This is a genomic window from Priestia sp. JNUCC 25 (assembly GCF_053667915.1).
On the sequence record NZ_CM132211.1, the window covers coordinates 3,046,430 to 3,062,967 of the forward strand.

A 16,538-nucleotide genomic window follows, 5' to 3' on the forward strand; every position below is an offset into this window, starting at 1 on the left:
GCGGCTTTTAAAAGAAGACGGTTATACTCACTAATCCATTCCACAGCATATGTAAAATCATAGATGGAAAAATAGATTTTGTTCGATAATAAATAATGGCAAAGACAAGTCCCATGACGGTAGCTGTAATCGGAAAGCCAATATGTAACAGACCGAATACAATAGCGGAAACGAAAATGCCTACAAACACGTGATGGCGTTTGGTTAAAAAACCACATAAAACACCTCTATAAAGCAGCTCTTCTTTAATAGGCGTAATGACTGCTACACTTATAAAGAATATCCAGCTTGAAAGCAGCGTTTGATTAAAACTGCCTTGGTTTAAATCTTTTTGCTGCTGATTTGCGCTTTCTACGTTTAAAAATGAAAGCATCACGTACTGCACCGCGGCTACAATTAAAAAGCCTACCACAATATATACATACGTTTTTCTTTCTTTTAATACTGAGACGTTCCACATAGGCTTTAAAAATCTGCGCACAGGCCTGTACAGCACCGCAACGCCTAGAAAAAACGCCGCGTCTACCAGCAGGGCATATGGCCCTTCTAATAAAATTCCCGTCATATTTGAACCCGTAACTTCATCGTAAATAGCTACTCCAATTCCGGCTATAATCTGCAGGCCAAAGCCTAACACGATAAATAGAAGCAGCGTGAAGTAAGTAAACTCTTTTTTCTTTTTAGGCTTTAAAACCGGCTCTGAATTTGTTGATAACGTACTCAAAATAGCAACCTCCAAAAATGATTCTTTCTCTCTAGTGCTCTCAAAATTCTACCATAACCTCCGCTTAATGATGTTATTTTTTAGGAAAAAAGTTATATTTTTTCACATTTTATACACAAAGTTAAGGTTTTAAAAGATAAATGCGCTAGCCAAATTAGTTGTCAACTTCCTTATATTTGATTACGCTTGAAGAAATCTTACCGAAAGTGAAGTGAAAAAATGGCAAACATTTTAATGATCAATTTTCCCGCTGAAGGTCACGTAAACCCAACGCTTGGAATGGTAAAAGCTTTTTCAGATCGAGGTGATACCGTTCATTACATTACGGCCGAGCGTTTTAAAGAGCGTCTTGAAAACGCCGGGGCTATCGTACACACTCACCGGGACTTATTAACCGGTGTATCCATCAAGCCTGAAACTGCTCAAGGAATCAACGCCTTTTTAAATATCCACATCCAAACGTCTTTAGATACGCTGAAGCTTGTTCATACATTATCAAAAAAAATTGACTTTGACTTTGTGTTTTACGACAAGTTTGGAGCAGGGGAATTAGTACGTGATTATTTGCGAATTCCCGGGATTGTATCATCTGCTTCTTTTTTAATGCCAAAAGAACGCTTAGCAATGATGCCTCTGCATCCCGATTCAGACGTTCCATTTAAACCTGACGAAAAAGCTCAGTACGGGCTCAGCTTGCTCAAAAATCAGTTTGGCGTAGAACCTAAAAATCTGCTTCAATTTATGAACAATGAAGGCGAATTAACGGTCGTATACACAAGCCGCTTTTTTCAGCCGCTTCATGAACGTTTTGATGAATCCTGTTTATTTATTGGGCCAAGCTTTCCAAAGCGTCACACCTCTCATGATTTTCCGTTAGAAAAGCTAAAAGATGAAAAAGTTCTTTATGTTTCAATGGGAACAGTACTCGACGATGTAGAAGGCTTTTTTAACCTTTGCATCGACGCATTTAGCGACTTTGATGGAAAAGTTGTGATTGCAGCAGGAGACCGGGCTGATTTTAAAAAGATAAGAAAAGCACCAGAGCATTTTATTATTTCGCCCTATGTTCCTCAGCTTGACGTGTTAAAAGAAGCTGACGTTTTTATCACGCACGGAGGCATGAACAGTGTAAATGAAGCTATTCATTTTAACGTACCGTTAGTCGTTTTACCTCACGGAAAAGATCAGCCGCTCGTTGCTCAAAGGCTCGTGGAGCTAAACGCCGGGTATCGCTTAGCAAAAGAAACGGTAAATGCCTCGCTTTTAAGGAGTGCCGTTGACGAAGTCATACATGACGACCGCTACAAGAAAGGGATAAAAGAAATCAACGTAAGTTTCGAACAGGCAGCTGGACCCGCCGCTGCAGCCGAAAAAATTGTAAATCACGTAGTGAAGCAGCATTCATAAAGAAAAGGTGCACATCTGTGCACCTTTTCTTCATGAAAACAGCCATGTACAAACTGTATATACGCCAATGATTAGTAAACTGACGACTGTAAGGAAAATCAATGCACATCCAGCTACAATAAGTTTATCAGCTCATTTGGATAGGTAACGAGCAAACCGTGCAGGCGGTCTCTCACTTTCCCCAAGTTCCCTTGTTCGATATCTCGTTGAATATTTTGCCTTGTTTTTTTTGATACTACATCGCTCATAAGCCTCTCCTTTTTAGGTGTTTATACTCATCTTAACGAGGGTACAATGAACTATAATTGATTTTCGAAGGGGCTCGGTTATGAACAATGATCTTTTACTCATTCAAGAGATAAAAATCCGAAAGAAAGAAGCACTTCATCAGCTTTACAATCGATATGAATCGCTTTTGTATCGTCTTGTCTATTCAGCAGTAAAAGATCCACATGCTTGCGAAAGCATCTTAACAGAGCTATTCAAAGAAATTTGGCATTCCCCTGATCTTTTGGTCAAAGAACGTACGCTTTCTCTTTCCTTGTGCAAGCAGTGTGTAAAAAATATAAAAAAGCACAGCCAGCACTCGGAGAGGATATCGTCGTAAATCATTTGTTTGCTGTACATACTATGAATACAAATCCATATGACTAAAATAATCGAAAATATGATTTAAATCTGTAATCTTTATGCTATGAGTGCTGTAAGCAACGATTATTTCAGCCAGCATAAGAACGAATAAAATGGCCAAAAGCACCTTAACAAGCGGAAATTGTCGGAACTGAGGAGAAAAAAGCAGTTTACTGACTGTATACAAAAACAGCAGGATAAAGTAGATCATCATGGCATTTGTCGCCTGAAGGGGCACATTCCAGACAAATATGTATACGCTGAATGTCAAAATCAAAATAAACGACATTTCTTTCCCGCTAAAAAAATCACTCATTGCGTAACACCTTTTCTTGTTCATGAATGAATAAGAAATTATAAACTCACGAAACATTAACATTATTTTTACAACAGTATACACGATTTTCCTGTTGATTTCTATATACCAGTGCACATATGAAGTTGCTTTTAACGGATTCGCGTCATGTTTTTACGTGCAATGGGTTATAGTAACAGGGAAAGTTCATAAAGGAGGTTTGGATAATGGAAAACACAAATGAATTTGTTCAAAAACTGAATGACAATCAAGAAAAGCAGCGTAAAAACAAGCAGGGTCAAGCTACTGGGCATCCTGAGAAAAAACTTCCTAACAAACAGCATTAATGTTGTAAAAGTTGGCTGTAAAGACAGCCGGCTTTTTTTTCTGAACTTTTTCGGAAGTCGAAATGTTTGAAGATAAAACAAATCCCCTGTTACAATAAACTGAACCCGCTGCAAAACGTTCGCAGCTATACTTTCCTCTTAAGGAGCTGAATATAAAATGAGTAAATTTGAAAAACTATTCCAACCAACAAACATTGAAGCATTTGATTTACACACTCGTACAGCAATGGCACCGATGACAAGATGCTTTGCTGATCCAGAGACAGGCGTAGTCGGTCAAGACGTTGTAGACTATTACCGCCGCCGCGCAAAGGATGGTATTGGCTTAATTATTAGTGAAGGAATTGTTATCAGCGAACGCGCAAAAGGAAATCCTGGCGTTCCGGGTATCTATACCCAAGAACAAATTGATTCATGGAAGCCTGTAACAGAAGCTGTTCATGAAGAAGGCGGCACGATTATCGCTCAAATTTGGCACGTTGGCCGCTTGAGTCATTCCGGGTTAATCAATGGGCATAAGCCTCAGGCCCCTTCCGCTATTGCGGCACAAGGCCAAGTGCCTCGTTTCCGCAAGCCCTACGAAGAGCCTGAAGAAATGTCAAAAGAAGATATTAAAGAAGTTGTAGAACAGTACGCTCAAGCCGCTAAAAATGCCATTGAAGCAGGATTTGATGGCGTTGAAATTCACGGTGCTCACGGCTATTTAATCGATCAGTTTAATTCAGACTGGTCTAATAAACGCACTGATGAATACGGAGGCGACCTTGCACAGCGATTAACGTTTATGAAAGAAGTGATTTCGGCTGTTATCGACGCCATTGGAAAAGAGCGCGTTGTGATTCGCTTCTCTCCTCATAAGCTTGATAAACCAGACTACCGCTGGGACGACACTGAAAAAGCTATTCAAACGTATACAGAAGCGTTTAAAGAAACAGGAATTGAGATCATCCATCCGTCTATGCTGGATTTTTATGAAGATGTTCAAAACGGTCAAAATCTTTATGAAATTACGCGTAAGTACTGGGATGGACCGATTATCGGCGTAGGTGACTTAACGCCTGAATCAGCTGAAAAAGCGCTGCAAGCCGGCTGGATCGACGTAGCTGCTATTGGCCGCCCGCTTATTTCAAATCCTGATTATTTACAGCGCATCAAAAACGGAGATGCTCTTGTCGAATACGATGCTAAAAAACATTTACCAGAGCTTATCTAAAAAAAACCGCTCCTTTCGGAGCGCTTTTTTTATTGGTTTACGTATGCCTGAACCTCTTGTTTCCAAATAGCATAGCCTTGGCCTTTTAAATGAAGACCATCAACCGTGAAATTACTTTTTAACTGATTATGTGTAGATACTTTCGAATACAGGTCAATGTAAGAATCATTGTGTTTCTTAGCTAGACGCTTTAAATAGTTATTTAATGCGATAACATCTTTACTGTCCACTGCGTCGCCGCATTTTTTATTGTTCACGGGCAGTACACTTTGAATATAGACTTTTGTATTCGGTGATTCTTTATGAATACGTTCAAGAATTTCAGCGTAATTGGCTTTGGTTTTTTTTACAGATTTTTGCTCATTTAAATCGTTAATGCCAATCATTAAGAAAATCTTTTTTGGCTTAGCATCTGTAATACTTTTTAGACGATGCAATACCCCTTCTGTTGTATCATCGGCTACGCCTCGATTGACAATCTGCTTATTATGAAAAAGTTCGCTCCATTCAGAGCGCTGGGTAATGCTATCACCGAGAAATACGATTGACTCTTTAGGAATACTTAATTGCTTGAACAAAGTGGTCCGTTCAATGTAATAAGGATTATCTCTATAGCTTTGCTTAGACGAATCCTTAGATGACAGCGGATTTTTCATCGCGCTGCTGCTTGTTGCATAAAAAGCAAAAACACCTATGAAAAGGACATTTAAGATAATGGAACTGATAAATACAACTTTCTTTGTTGAACTCACGAAAACGACACTCCTGTACTTTGTATGTTTTTTAGATAACTCTACGATGATATAGTAAAGCTTCCTGTTAACACTCTTTCCCTCCATACAAGACATTTAATCATTTTTTGTAAATAATGATTTTACATAAAAAAGAAGCGGCGCTTGAAAGCGCCGCTTCTTTTTCTATAATATAAGGGGTTAAAACGTACTTTTATTATAACATATAGTCTATGGTCATATTTTCCTCTATTAGAAAATAGTTCTTATGTCGTTTCTTTTTCCAGCTGTTTTTCTCTTTTCACTTGCTTTGCGAAGAAGAGTTCGTATACCACTGGAATAATAATTAAGGTAAGAAGGGTAGATGACGCAAGCCCTCCGATCACCGTGATAGCTAAGCCTTTTGAAATCAGCGTTCCGCTTGATGTAGTAAGCGCCAGCGGAATTAATGCAGCAATGGTAGCAAACGCCGTCATTAAAATTGGACGCAAGCGCGTTTTCCCAGCTTCAATAAGGGATTGGCGGATCGTCATGCCTTTTTGTTCACGATTTTGGGTAATTCGATCTACAAGTACAATCGCGTTTGTTGTAACAATTCCAATCAGCATTAAGAATCCAATCATGACGCTGACGGACAGCGGTTCTTTTGCAAGTACTAGACCAACTAACGAACCGATTGGCACAAAAATGAGTGACGATAAAATGATAAATGGAATACGCGCTTTTCCAAACGTAACGAGCATCGTTAAATACACAAGGCCGATTGCCGTTAAAATAGCTAGACCTAGAGATTGGAAGACTTCCACTGTCTCGTCGCTTCCGCCTCCACCGTCCAAGCTCACATCTTTTGGCAAGTCTAACTTTTTTACTCCATCTACAACATCTTTGGTCACAGCTTGAACATCATCGCCTTTAATATCTGCTTCCACTCGCGCAAATACTTTGCCGTCAAGCTTTTGAATAGAAGCGAACGTATCAATTGTACGAACGTCAGCAATATCTTTTACTAACACAGGCCCTCGTTCTGTAAATACTTGAAGATCTTTAATTTCTTTTACTGAACTAAGGTCTTTATCGTACGAAAGCTGAACCGCTCGTTTTGTATTATCTAATTTTAAGTCTCCAACGGATACTGGTTTGGTTTGATCAGAGATTGTACCAAGCAGCTGAAATCCAGATACTCCGTACTCTGCGGCTTTATCAGGATCTACTTCTACTACAAGCTGCTTTTGCTTATCTGAGAAGTTATTTGTTACATATTTAAGACGTTTGTCTTTGTTTAAGTGGTTTTCCACTTGCTTAGCTGCCTTTTGCAAGTCATTTAAATTAGAAGAATATAAATCAACCGTTACGTTATTATTTGTAGGAGGCCCTCCTGTTGATGCTTCTTGTACATTAACTGTTGCTTTCGGTGATTCTTCTTTCGTGATGCTTTCCATTTTCTTTTGAACTTTATCAATAAACGTATCAACATTCACGCCTTCTTTTACGTTCAAGAAATAGCCAACTTGGTTCGGGCGTTTTACACCTGTTGAAAAGTCGCGTGATCCAACTTCCGTAGTCACATCTGAAATTTCATTTTGATCCGCAAACATCTTCTCAATTTTTAAAGATACATCGTTTGTTTTTTCAAGTGATGTAGATGCCGGTAATTGAACGTTGGCCTGAAGCATTTTTTGTTCTTCATTTGGAATAAACGTAAAGCCAAGTGAAGGAACAAGCGCAAATGAGCCAAACAGTAAAATAAAGGATAAAATTAAAATTTTGATTTTATGATTAAGCGACCATGCAATCGCTTTTGCATATCCGCGCTGCAGCTTTCCTTCTTTTTCTTCAGGCGGGACTTTTTTAAATGCAAACTTTGCTAAAATCGGCACGATTGTAATCGCTACAAGAAGAGATGCTAACAGTGAAAAAACAACTGTTAAGGCAAACGGCAAGAAGAACTCTCCTGTAATTCCTCCTACAAAGCCGATTGGCAAGAATACGACAACCGTTGTAATGGTAGACGAGGTAATGGCTTTTAAAATCTCTTTTGTGGACGATTCGACAAGCTCGTTGCTCATGCCTTCTTCTGAACGGCGAACGCGTCTAAAAATATTTTCAATCACAACAATACTGTCATCCACTACGCGCCCAACGGCTACAGCCATTCCGCCTAGTGTCATAATGTTAAGTGAAATATCAAGCTGATTTAAGAAAATAGCTGATACTAACAGCGATAATGGAATCGATATAATGGCAATGATCGTAGCGCGGAAGTTACGCAAGAAAATCAGCACGGCAAGTGACGCAAATAATGCTCCGAGCAATCCTTCGCGCACTAATGTTTCAACAGACTTTTCAATGCCGTCAGCTGAGTCAAAGCCGATTGCGTAGTCTAACTGATCGTCATATTTTTTCAAAATTTTCATCGTTTCGCTCGCCACTTCAACCGTATTAGCATCTTGTTTTTTTGTGATGGCCATCGACAGTGCATCTTTGCCGTCATAGCGTGTATATTCGCCTTGTTCTGTTACGGCTTCGACTTTGGCAATATCGCCAAGCTTCACAGGCTTTGCTTCAGGATTCATCGTAGATTTCAGCTGGATTTTCTTTAATGCATCGATCGTCGCAACTTTTTCTTCTACTCGCACTGGAATTTGAAGCTCTTTTCCGTTTAATGTTCCTGCTGGGAATGAAACAGCTTTTTGATTAATTTGTTCTTTCATCCCATCAAGCGTTAAGCCAGCTTGAGCTGCTTTTTCTTTATCGACCGTAATTTGTAAAAGGTCCTCTTTCACGCCGCCAACTGAGACGGAGTTAATACCTTGAATTTTATTCAATTCAGGAATCACTTCATCGTTTAATACTTTTTCAAGATTTGCATCATCTTTCGCAAACAGTGAAATGTTGAAAATCGGGAATGAACCAAATGAAAAACGGTTTACGTCTACATTTGATGACTCTGGTAAATCTAATTCTTTTATCGACGAGTTAATTTGCTGTTCAGCTTTATCTAAATCCGTATTAAACGGGAATTCTAAATTAATAATACCGACGTTTTCATACGATACGCTTTGTACGCTTTTAACGCCTTCAATTCCTTTCACTTGGTCTTCGATTTTCGACGTGACGCTTTCATTTACGTCATCAGGAGAAGCCCCGGGATACGTTGCTTCAATGGACAGCTGCGGAAATTCGATATTCGGCAGTAAATCAATTTTTAGTTTTGAAAATGAATATAGCCCCGCTAAAATAAGTAAAAATGAAACGATAAACACAGCTACCGCATTTTTTAAACTAAATCTCGTCAAAAAATTCATCTTTTTCCTCCGTTACGTAACTAAGTTATTTGAAAAGCCTTCATCCTTTAATAGCTGCAGACCCGTTTTATTTTTTTTTAACAATTTTAGAGTACCCGCGGGTCAGTTTTTCGCAAAAAAAACTCACCTCCTTTCATGTGCTGATGAACTGTCTATACAAACTGAAATTTGATGGTCGCACGCTCCCCCTGGCAGCGAGATAAAAGAAAAGCCGTCTTGACCATATAAATCCCAACCTTCAAAAAAAGAGCTGTCGTGAAACATATCTAGCGCATACCCATTAGAAAATGTAATTCGAAGTATACCGATATCTTCATACCACTGTATAGAGATAATGTGCTGGCCAAGCAGCAGTGCTTCGACTTGCTGACGCTGCTCGGCAGAATGTAGCGATTTCCAGTCCGCTTGACCAAGCAAGATGCTGCGTTTGTTTTTTAGTCTCCATGGACATTCTGCCACAAGTCCACCTTTACTAAATCCAAGAGAAAACGGCAGGGTATTGTCTGTGTTAACCTTGGTAACGGTTTGTTCTTGAAAATATGAAAAATTAATTACTGTGCTGCTGGTATTCATCATATCCCTCCATTATCAACCAGTACCGACGAGTCATTTTTGGGTCTCAAAATAGCAGCCTTCAATGTATAAGTTCACAATGAACTCCGCATAGTTCATGATATCTTCTTCTGTTATATCATCGTCGGAAACGATATCCATCTTATACCCATTTAACATGCTGCAAAACGCTTTTGAGTGTAAGAAAGCATTTTTTATTTTCTGCTCTTCAATCAATTTAGCAACAAGCCCGTGATAATCCTCAAAAAATTGATGAAGACGACCCATCATTTCTGGCATTTGGTGAGGGGCTTGCCAAAAAGAGTCCGGATATTTTTTAGTTTCGTAAAAAAAGAGCAGGTGATGCTTCGCAATTGAATACAGCTTTTCATGAAACGTTTGGCATTCATCCGTTCTTCGCTTTGCATGATACAAAAACTCATCAAACGAACGATTGTTCACAGCGATATAAAGCGACTCTTTAGACGAAAAGTACAAGTAAAGCGTTCCTTTAGATACACCTGCTAGTTTAGCAATATCAATCATTTTTGCTTCATAGTAGCCTTTGGATCCGAACACTTCAAAAGCAGCATCTAAAATTTTCTCTCTTTGCTGTTTTCGGTTTGTCATGGTAAAAAATCCTCTCATACGTTTTCGATACTATACATATAAAATAATTAAAATAACTTGTCAACACGTAGTGTGCTCTTTTATCCCTTGCATCACAAGAGTATGTCAGTTTTTCAAACAAAATACTTCTATAAAGCAAATTAAAGCGTTTTCGACTTTTTTGTGACAGATACAAATGATGCTTGTATATGAAGAGCTCGCTATGGTACATTTTTGTCATTGATACAGAAATTTATTCCGTCGTTACGGGAGGAGAAAACATGGTTCTTACATCACCAATCGGTCGCCTGCGTTTAGTAGGAATTTTAGAAGGAATTTCATTTTTACTGCTGCTTGGCATTGCTATGCCGCTAAAATATGCAGCAGGCATACCCGAAGCTGTATCAGTTGTAGGCGCAGCACACGGTGCACTTTTTGTGCTGTACGCTCTTGCAGTCGTTCATGTGAAATTCGCGCATAAATGGTCAATCGGCCGCTCTTTATTTGCATTTCTTATGTCGGTTATTCCATTTGGTCCTTTTATTTTAGAGAGACAGCTGAAAAAAGAACAGTAAAAGAAAAGAACGTCACGGACATCATGTTTCCATGACGTTCTTTTTCCTTACTGTTCAGCACTGTTTTCGCTAAAATGGTCAATCGTTTTCCACCACTTCAGTGAGTGAGGTTTTAATAGCATTCCAATTTCTTCTGGGCTAATTTGCTGATCTATAATCATTTCATGCATTGCTTGAAAGAGTCCCGTTGTAACAGCTTCTTTCACATCAGCTTCACCTTCTATATACAGCTGTTCAATCGCTTCAAATACGTCCGGTTCACGCTGGAGCTGGCCGTTATATTCAAGAGAGATTAAATGACCCGCAACACGGCTTAATTCATGCTGCAGCTCGTCTTTATCGTTGAGGTCCACTTCTTCGCTTGGCTCAAAAGATGGGCAAGCTTCTTTTAGTAATGGAATAACATTTTGTTTTGTAATCATATCTAAATTCCCTGCCTTTGCATGTGTGACAAATTCTCTATTCTTTACCCTTTTCTCTTTTTCTATAAACTTGTTTTACAAAACTTTTCCGTTTTCTACAACTACTTCTCCTTTTTTTACTACGCAGTCAATATGATTTAAGCCATACTGATATTGAAGGGTTCGATAACTAGAGACATTAAAAATCGCTAGGTCAGCCTGTTTTCCGGCTTCAATACTCCCAATCTTATCTCCTTGATTAATAGCATGAGCTGCGTTAAGAGTTGTGGCTACAAGCACTTCTTCAGGACTCATGTTCATATTCATACATGCCAGGTTCATCACAAATTGCTGTGAAGTCGTTGGAGATGAACCTGGATTGCAGTCTGTAGAAAGAGTAACCGGAACTCCTAAATCGATCATTTTTCTAGCATCTGGCCATTTCATTCCAACAAATAAGGAATTCCCGGGTAAAAGTGTGGCTACGATCCGTTTTTCAGCCAGTTTCTTTAATCCTTTATCAGAAGCATACAAAAGATAATCTGCTGATATCGCTCCTACCTCTGCTGCGAGCTCCGCTCCTCTGCAGTATTCAAAGGGGTCGGCATGTATTTTAGGAAGCATGCCATATCTTTTCCCGGCTTCGAGTATTTCTTGACATTGTTTGAATGAAAAAGCATTTGGAAGACATACAGCATCATTAAATGCTGCAAGGTTATAAGAAGAAATTTGAGGAATCATTTCGTGAATAAGTAAATTGACGTATTTCTGCGTATCTTTTTTATATACAAGAGGTACGACGTGTGCGCCTAAAAAGGTACTTACTACATCAACTGCGTGCGTATCATTCAGCATTTTAGCGATTTGCAGCTGCTTTAGTTCTGTTTCTAGTTCTAAGCCATACCCGCTTTTCACTTCTATAGTTGTGACTCCGTGAGCTAGAAAAGACGTAAGACGCTCATAGCTCTGCTGATAAATCCGGTACGCATACTCTTCCTGTGTTTGAACGACAGTGGAGTGAATACCTCCACCTTCTTCTAATAAATCCAAGTAAGAAGTTGGCCTTTCAAACCGCCTATAAAATTCTTCTTCACGCGAGCCAGCGTACACAGCGTGTGTATGGGGATCAATCAGACCCGGAGTCACAATTTTATGAGAAGCATCAATAATCGTTGCGTCATTTCTTTCCCTTTCATATTTTTGTTCTAGCTCTTTTGTTGTACCTACGGTCACAATTTGATCTCCTTCTATCCAGACTGAGCCATTTTCAATCACCGTCAAGTTCCTCATTTCTTTTCCAGCTAAAGGACCTTTATTTTCTTTGGCCGTTACAACTTGCGAAGCATTTTTAATCCATAGCGCTTTTTTTGACATCGTTGAATTTCCCCCTTTTCTAGCATGTACCACGTTTTGGGGCCTCATGTTTACCGTAAACTCATTTAGATTCACCTACACATTTCGCACCTCTGCCTTCTTTCTTGTAGGTAGAAATTTGAAAAAGCATGTCCATGGTCTGAAAAGCGTGTTTTTAAGTCTTTAAAGCTAGATAACTTATATTTTTTTCAATTATATACGCTTTTAGACCCTCCTTTTCTCCGTTTTCTTACTTATCGACTCTCGTTTTATACAACTATATCCTTATATACTAAATCTTTTATCACATGTATTTTATAAACATCACGGCGAGTTCCCCTCAACAGGATAAATAATAGATTTCTAGGAATAGAACGTTTATAATATTCTTTGAAGTTTTACTTTTAGAAAGATTCACTAATGGAGGAAGAAATATGATTGTCAACTATAAAAACCAAGCAACCGGTCATCGCATGAATAACGGCTGGAATCTTTTCTACGCGTCAAACTTAACGATGTGGCGCAAAGATGAAAAGTATTTGCTTTTAGATGAAAACCAAGATGTAGTGATGATCTTTGGCTTTAAAAAAGACGAAATCATTCTAGATAAATTGCAAACGTGGGGCTATACATTTGGTGTCCATCCAGAGAAAAAACAAATTTCCTGCTTGCAGCGTCAAGAAGAAATTGGTGAATAAAAAGAGGGCTGAATTTCTTCAGCCCTCTTTTTTATTCATTGGTTTGTTGAAACATAGCGCTCAGCTGTTTTTTTTCAGATGGTTTGACAACATAATACCATGTACCATCTACCATTTGCCCTTCTCCTTTTACCGTTACCGTTTCGAAATCAGGCCGGCCATTCTTAATGATGTTATACATCGTAAATGCATCGCTGACATCAATATTCGTTCGAATATGCTTTTTTACAAGCGTGAGGAGACTTGGAATGTTTTTCACCGTTGACATGTTCATTCCTTTATCTAATAGAGCTTCCACTACTTGGCGCTGGCGATTATTTCTTCCTAAATCTCCTTTTGGATCTTCGTGTCTCATCCTCACATAAGCAAGAGCTTTTTCGCCGTTCAACGCATTTTCTCCTTCAGGAAAGATAAATGAATCAAACACAAAAGGAAACGGGTTCTTAACGTTCACTCCGCCAAGTTCATCTACTACATCTTTAAAGCCTTCCATATTTACTTTCACATAATAATCGACATCGATATCTAAGAATTTCTCAACCGTGCGCACGGTTAAAGGAATCCCTCCGTATCGATAAGCATGATTAATTTTCTCATCCGTTCCTTTTCCATCAATGTGCACGCGTGTATCTCTAGGGATCGGCATAACTTTTGCTTTATTGTGGCTCGTATCTAAGTTGACCACCATTAATACATCTGAGCGGCCTGTATCTCCCGGCCTTTCATCTACGCCCATCACCAGTACATTAAACGAGTGAGACTGCTCTTTAGCAGATGTTTGCTGTTGATAGGCAATTCCAAATCCAGCGGTTCCTAAAAGCAAAATACATGCCGCTAAGATCCCTATTTTGTATTTTTTCATTCATACGGTCTCCTTTACACATCACTTACTCTCTATATGCCTTAATGAATGAAAATTTATACCTTTTTAGAGAAATTTAAGCACACGTCAAAAAAGCCTGCTTGTTGAGAAGCTGGCTTTTCACTAGTAGATTTTAGCTTGATTTTTGATGCACATCACGCTGTGCCCATTCACTTTCTAACATACTCATTTCAATTAAGCTCCAGTACTGTCCATCTACAAGCCGGACATCTCGAAGAAGGCCTTCGCGTGTAAAGCCAATTCGTTCATAGGACTGAATCGCCCGCTCGTTAAAATCAAAGACGCCGAGCGAAATTCGGTGAAGACCCAGTTCTTCAAAACCGAAAGCTAACACTTTTTCAAACATGTGCGAGCAAAGCCCTTTTCCTCTATACTTTTCACCAAGCAGTACTCGGCCAATTCTTCCTGTTTTATGATAATAATCAATATGAGCAAGAGAAATATGCCCAATAAGCTGTTCATTTTCATCTATGACGGAAAAAGCATAGGTAGAAGCACCATCTTCATTTGCATATCGAATGTAGTGTTTTAACTGTCTAGGAGTAAGCGGAAAAGAAAAGCTAGAGCCGCTCCATTGCACCATAAATGACTCGGAGGGAATCCAATCCATTAGCTGTTTAAAGTCTTTTTTGGAGAACGGTCGTAGAGCTATCACATAATTCTCCCCCTTATTATTTCTGACTTTTCTAAATATATTACATTTATCATAATAAACTGTCAACTGTCTATGTAAAAAAAAGCCATCATTTCGATGACTTATAGCTGTAATGCTTTTCTGAGAAGAGTTAAATCATGAGTGAATTCAAAAAAATAGGTTCTATTTTCATTGTCAAATACCATCATGATTGGCTTTTGATTCGGCTCAAGAACAAAAATAACTTCACTTGCCAGCGTGTTGACCGCACTATTTTCAATTTTTACGGCTGGATCAAGAGGCACTTTAACAAGATAGCCTTTTTTAGGAAGCGGACTTGCCTTTTTATATAAACCAGTAATGGACGCAATACTTTTTTCGGCTTCTTTTTGAACACTTGGGGGTTTGAGCGTTGAACGAACGACTCTGCCCGTTTCAATTTGAAATATCTCTACTTTTGGCTGTTCAGCACTTACTGCCTGCGGAAAAATAAAAGCAGCGAATACGACGCATACAGCAACCCATTTTCGTATCATTTTTAGCACCTCTTTCCATTCATTGTGGATGAGATGGAGATAAGAATGGTCGTCTCTTCTTATACTATGACCTATTTTTATGTATTTATTTCACTAAATGAATGCCTATACTTCCATGTTTTTGTCATGTTCTCAGAACTTCCTCTATACACTACTAATAAGGACACGCTGTATGAGGTGATAAGATGTCGTGGTTTGAAGCATTTATTTTGGGAATCATTCAAGGGCTTACAGAGTTTTTACCGATAAGCAGCACGGGGCATTTGTATTTAGGACGCCACTTATTTGGCTTAGACGATGCAGGACTGTATTTAGATACGATGCTGCATATGGGCACTCTGCTTGCTGTGTTTGTCTTTTATAAGCGTGAGCTATGGCATATTATTCGTCATCCCTTTAGCAAGCTTACAGGGCTTTTAGTGATAGGAACAATCCCTGCAGTTGCGATTGGTCTTTTGTTCAAAGACTATTTTGACAGTATTTCTAAATCTGGCTTAACGATTGGCTGGGAATTTCTTGCGACGGGACTGCTTTTATGGTTTGGTGATTCCGTAAAAAATGGCTATAAAAAAATGGATCATATTTCATACGGAGATGCCTTTTTTATCGGCTCGTTTCAAGCAGCTGCGATATTCCCTGCTGTATCTCGATCGGGCTTAACGATGGTAGCTGCGTTAATGCGAAAATTAGACCGTGAAACAGCCGCTTACTTTTCATTTTTATTGTCGACTCCCGCTATTTGCGGAGCGGTGTTACTTCAGTTAAAAGATGTAGTCACAGGTGAAGTCGAGCAGCTTTCCGTTTTCTTTTTATTCGTCGCCACCCTTTCATCTGCTTTATTTGGTTATGTAGCGGTAAAATGGATGATCAATTATTTAAAGCATCATTCATTAAAAACGTTTGCAATTTACGTTTGGATATTAGGTGCAGTCGTGCTGGTTTGTCAGTTTACGGGGGTGTTTTAAGATGAAGATGAAAGTCCGGACGCTTTTTTTAGTATTGTTTTTTGCCTGCATTTTAGTCGTGACAAGCTATGTTGATAACAATTCCCAGCAGTCGTTTGACAGCTTATCTCACCTTTCACTTGATGGAGGAGCTGTTGAAACCTCTGCAGATGAAGGCGAGGCGGAACAATTAAACATGTCGGTCAAAGAAGTTCATGTTAAAACAGAAAAAAGAGGCGGATACCGAATTGAAGTGTACGAACAAGTAAATGTTTATAGAGATGATAAAGGAAAAGTAGTAAAAAAAGTTCCCACAGGAGAATATCAAACGTTGAAATATAAACTGAATGAAAAAAAATAAACCACTTACCGAAGTAAGTGGTTTTATTTTTAATGGTTAAAGTGAGCTGCAAGAATCCACAGTGTACCAACAACGATACAAAGTGCAATAAAGAAACTGTAAAGAATGTTTGCAACCTGTACTTTACCATTTTCACTTTCAGTCATGTGCATGAACATTACTAGCTGCATTGCTGCTTGTAATAACGCTAGGATCATGATAAGAGTCATCGTAATGCTTCTTGATAGATCAGCTAGCACTACTAAACCAAGCGCTGCGAATGTTAAGGCTAGTGAAAGGATAAGCCCAAATACATGACTAAGCGGAAAACCTGCTTTTTGGCCTTGTTTATTTTCCATGT

Annotated in this window: 19 protein-coding genes and 2 pseudogenes; 8 read left to right on the forward strand and 13 right to left on the reverse strand. The window is 38.9% G+C overall.

The window, feature by feature from the left end; translation table 11 throughout:
• Positions 1–7: 7 nt before the first annotated feature.
• Complete coding sequence (locus tag JNUCC25_RS15615) at positions 8–724, reverse strand: CPBP family intramembrane glutamic endopeptidase (protein WP_053487457.1); 717 nt, start codon at positions 722–724, stop codon at positions 8–10.
• Positions 725–943: 219 nt separating this feature from the next.
• Here JNUCC25_RS15615 and JNUCC25_RS15620 point away from each other — a divergent pair, with 219 nt between their 5' ends.
• Positions 944–2,131, forward strand: a complete 1,188-nt coding sequence (locus JNUCC25_RS15620) for a macrolide family glycosyltransferase (RefSeq protein ID WP_029322749.1) — start codon at positions 944–946, stop codon at positions 2,129–2,131.
• Positions 2,132–2,259: 128 nt separating this feature from the next.
• Here the strand turns inward: JNUCC25_RS15620 and JNUCC25_RS15625 are convergent.
• Positions 2,260–2,379: pseudogene (locus JNUCC25_RS15625) on the reverse strand (DUF6584 family protein); the annotation flags it as partial.
• An 80-nt stretch (positions 2,380–2,459) separates the two neighbouring features.
• Here JNUCC25_RS15625 and JNUCC25_RS15630 point away from each other — a divergent pair.
• A complete protein-coding gene (locus JNUCC25_RS15630) occupies positions 2,460–2,738 on the forward strand; it encodes an RNA polymerase sigma factor (RefSeq protein WP_029322752.1) in 279 nt (92 codons plus the stop codon).
• Between the two features lie 21 nt (positions 2,739–2,759).
• Here JNUCC25_RS15630 and JNUCC25_RS15635 read toward each other — a convergent pair whose 3' ends face one another.
• Positions 2,760–3,077, reverse strand: a complete 318-nt coding sequence (locus tag JNUCC25_RS15635) for a hypothetical protein (protein ID WP_013057808.1) — start codon at positions 3,075–3,077, stop codon at positions 2,760–2,762.
• Positions 3,078–3,283: 206 nt separating this feature from the next.
• Between JNUCC25_RS15635 and JNUCC25_RS15640 the strand changes: the two genes are divergently transcribed.
• Entirely contained in the window at positions 3,284–3,403 is a 120-nt protein-coding gene (locus JNUCC25_RS15640; RefSeq protein WP_013057809.1) for a DUF4023 domain-containing protein, read from the forward strand.
• Positions 3,404–3,575: 172 nt separating this feature from the next.
• Positions 3,576–4,616: pseudogene (locus tag JNUCC25_RS15645) on the forward strand (alkene reductase); the annotation flags it as partial.
• Positions 4,617–4,645: 29 nt separating this feature from the next.
• On the opposite strand, the gene JNUCC25_RS15650 reads toward JNUCC25_RS15645, so the two are convergent.
• The 4 genes from JNUCC25_RS15650 to JNUCC25_RS15665 form a co-directional block, all read right to left on the reverse strand.
• Complete coding sequence (locus JNUCC25_RS15650; protein WP_064471851.1) at positions 4,646–5,368, reverse strand: GDSL-type esterase/lipase family protein; 723 nt, start codon at positions 5,366–5,368, stop codon at positions 4,646–4,648.
• Between the two features lie 245 nt (positions 5,369–5,613).
• A complete protein-coding gene (locus JNUCC25_RS15655; protein WP_140456938.1) occupies positions 5,614–8,652 on the reverse strand; it encodes an efflux RND transporter permease subunit in 3,039 nt (1,012 codons plus the stop codon).
• A gap of 123 nt (positions 8,653–8,775) precedes the next feature.
• Entirely contained in the window at positions 8,776–9,225 is a 450-nt protein-coding gene (locus JNUCC25_RS15660; protein WP_013057813.1) for a DUF6188 family protein, read from the reverse strand.
• A gap of 33 nt (positions 9,226–9,258) precedes the next feature.
• Positions 9,259–9,834, reverse strand: coding sequence for a TetR/AcrR family transcriptional regulator (locus JNUCC25_RS15665; protein WP_013057814.1), 576 nt, complete (start codon positions 9,832–9,834; stop codon positions 9,259–9,261).
• Between the two features lie 260 nt (positions 9,835–10,094).
• On the opposite strand from JNUCC25_RS15665, the gene JNUCC25_RS15670 reads away from it, so the two are divergent.
• Positions 10,095–10,388, forward strand: a complete 294-nt coding sequence (locus JNUCC25_RS15670; RefSeq protein ID WP_013083888.1) for a DUF3817 domain-containing protein — start codon at positions 10,095–10,097, stop codon at positions 10,386–10,388.
• Between the two features lie 47 nt (positions 10,389–10,435).
• Here the strand turns inward: JNUCC25_RS15670 and JNUCC25_RS15675 are convergent, their stop codons facing one another.
• Both JNUCC25_RS15675 and hutI read right to left on the reverse strand, forming a co-directional pair.
• Positions 10,436–10,810 (reverse strand): DUF7674 family protein, encoded by a 375-nt coding sequence (locus JNUCC25_RS15675; RefSeq protein WP_029322762.1) that lies wholly within the window; start codon positions 10,808–10,810, stop codon positions 10,436–10,438.
• Between the two features lie 75 nt (positions 10,811–10,885).
• Complete coding sequence (gene hutI / locus JNUCC25_RS15680) at positions 10,886–12,163, reverse strand: imidazolonepropionase (protein ID WP_454222112.1); 1,278 nt, start codon at positions 12,161–12,163, stop codon at positions 10,886–10,888.
• 413 nt (positions 12,164–12,576) lie between these two features.
• Between hutI and JNUCC25_RS15685 the strand changes: the two genes are divergently transcribed.
• Positions 12,577–12,840: a hypothetical protein gene (locus JNUCC25_RS15685; RefSeq protein ID WP_013057818.1), complete on the forward strand. Its 264-nt coding sequence runs from the start codon at positions 12,577–12,579 to the stop codon at positions 12,838–12,840.
• 31 nt (positions 12,841–12,871) lie between these two features.
• On the opposite strand, the gene JNUCC25_RS15690 is transcribed toward JNUCC25_RS15685, so the two are convergent.
• The 3 genes from JNUCC25_RS15690 to JNUCC25_RS15700 all read right to left on the reverse strand — a co-directional run bounded on the left by JNUCC25_RS15690 (position 12,872) and on the right by JNUCC25_RS15700 (position 14,893).
• The gene (locus tag JNUCC25_RS15690; protein ID WP_029322768.1) at positions 12,872–13,702 is read right to left on the reverse strand and encodes an LCP family protein; all 831 of its coding nucleotides are present in this window, start codon (positions 13,700–13,702) and stop codon (positions 12,872–12,874) included.
• 133 nt (positions 13,703–13,835) lie between these two features.
• Entirely contained in the window at positions 13,836–14,378 is a 543-nt protein-coding gene (locus JNUCC25_RS15695; RefSeq protein ID WP_013057820.1) for a GNAT family N-acetyltransferase, read from the reverse strand.
• A 101-nt stretch (positions 14,379–14,479) separates the two neighbouring features.
• On the reverse strand, positions 14,480–14,893 hold the full coding sequence (locus JNUCC25_RS15700; RefSeq protein WP_013057821.1) for a hypothetical protein: 414 nt from the start codon (positions 14,891–14,893) through the stop codon (positions 14,480–14,482).
• A 185-nt stretch (positions 14,894–15,078) separates the two neighbouring features.
• Between JNUCC25_RS15700 and JNUCC25_RS15705 the strand changes: the two genes are divergently transcribed.
• Positions 15,079–15,858, forward strand: coding sequence for an undecaprenyl-diphosphate phosphatase (locus JNUCC25_RS15705; RefSeq protein WP_025751115.1), 780 nt, complete (start codon positions 15,079–15,081; stop codon positions 15,856–15,858).
• A 1-nt stretch (position 15,859) separates the two neighbouring features.
• Positions 15,860–16,198, forward strand: a complete 339-nt coding sequence (locus tag JNUCC25_RS15710; protein ID WP_029322771.1) for a hypothetical protein — start codon at positions 15,860–15,862, stop codon at positions 16,196–16,198.
• Between the two features lie 29 nt (positions 16,199–16,227).
• Here the strand turns inward: JNUCC25_RS15710 and qoxD are convergent, their stop codons facing one another.
• Complete coding sequence (qoxD, locus tag JNUCC25_RS15715) at positions 16,228–16,536, reverse strand: cytochrome aa3 quinol oxidase subunit IV (RefSeq protein WP_013057824.1); 309 nt, start codon at positions 16,534–16,536, stop codon at positions 16,228–16,230.
• Between the last annotated feature and the right edge of the window lie 2 nt (positions 16,537–16,538).

What these genes read in the sequence shown, in the direction of transcription:
- JNUCC25_RS15630 (WP_029322752.1), top strand. Translation starts at nt 2,460, where the DNA reads ATGAACAATGATCTTTTACTCATTCAAGAGATAAAAATCCGAAAGAAA.
- JNUCC25_RS15685 (WP_013057818.1), top strand. Translation starts at nt 12,577, where the DNA reads ATGATTGTCAACTATAAAAACCAAGCAACCGGTCATCGCATGAATAAC.
- hutI (WP_454222112.1), bottom strand. Translation starts at nt 12,163, where the DNA reads ATGTCAAAAAAAGCGCTATGGATTAAAAATGCTTCGCAAGTTGTAACG.
- JNUCC25_RS15660 (WP_013057813.1), bottom strand. Translation starts at nt 9,225, where the DNA reads ATGAATACCAGCAGCACAGTAATTAATTTTTCATATTTTCAAGAACAA.
- JNUCC25_RS15635 (WP_013057808.1), bottom strand. Translation starts at nt 3,077, where the DNA reads ATGAGTGATTTTTTTAGCGGGAAAGAAATGTCGTTTATTTTGATTTTG.
- JNUCC25_RS15655 (WP_140456938.1), bottom strand. Translation starts at nt 8,652, where the DNA reads ATGAATTTTTTGACGAGATTTAGTTTAAAAAATGCGGTAGCTGTGTTT.
- JNUCC25_RS15665 (WP_013057814.1), bottom strand. Translation starts at nt 9,834, where the DNA reads ATGACAAACCGAAAACAGCAAAGAGAGAAAATTTTAGATGCTGCTTTT.
- JNUCC25_RS15710 (WP_029322771.1), top strand. Translation starts at nt 15,860, where the DNA reads ATGAAGATGAAAGTCCGGACGCTTTTTTTAGTATTGTTTTTTGCCTGC.
- JNUCC25_RS15670 (WP_013083888.1), top strand. Translation starts at nt 10,095, where the DNA reads ATGGTTCTTACATCACCAATCGGTCGCCTGCGTTTAGTAGGAATTTTA.
- qoxD (WP_013057824.1), bottom strand. Translation starts at nt 16,536, where the DNA reads ATGGAAAATAAACAAGGCCAAAAAGCAGGTTTTCCGCTTAGTCATGTA.
- JNUCC25_RS15620 (WP_029322749.1), top strand. Translation starts at nt 944, where the DNA reads ATGGCAAACATTTTAATGATCAATTTTCCCGCTGAAGGTCACGTAAAC.
- JNUCC25_RS15705 (WP_025751115.1), top strand. Translation starts at nt 15,079, where the DNA reads ATGTCGTGGTTTGAAGCATTTATTTTGGGAATCATTCAAGGGCTTACA.
- JNUCC25_RS15700 (WP_013057821.1), bottom strand. Translation starts at nt 14,893, where the DNA reads ATGATACGAAAATGGGTTGCTGTATGCGTCGTATTCGCTGCTTTTATT.
- JNUCC25_RS15640 (WP_013057809.1), top strand. Translation starts at nt 3,284, where the DNA reads ATGGAAAACACAAATGAATTTGTTCAAAAACTGAATGACAATCAAGAA.
- JNUCC25_RS15690 (WP_029322768.1), bottom strand. Translation starts at nt 13,702, where the DNA reads ATGAAAAAATACAAAATAGGGATCTTAGCGGCATGTATTTTGCTTTTA.
- JNUCC25_RS15675 (WP_029322762.1), bottom strand. Translation starts at nt 10,810, where the DNA reads ATGATTACAAAACAAAATGTTATTCCATTACTAAAAGAAGCTTGCCCA.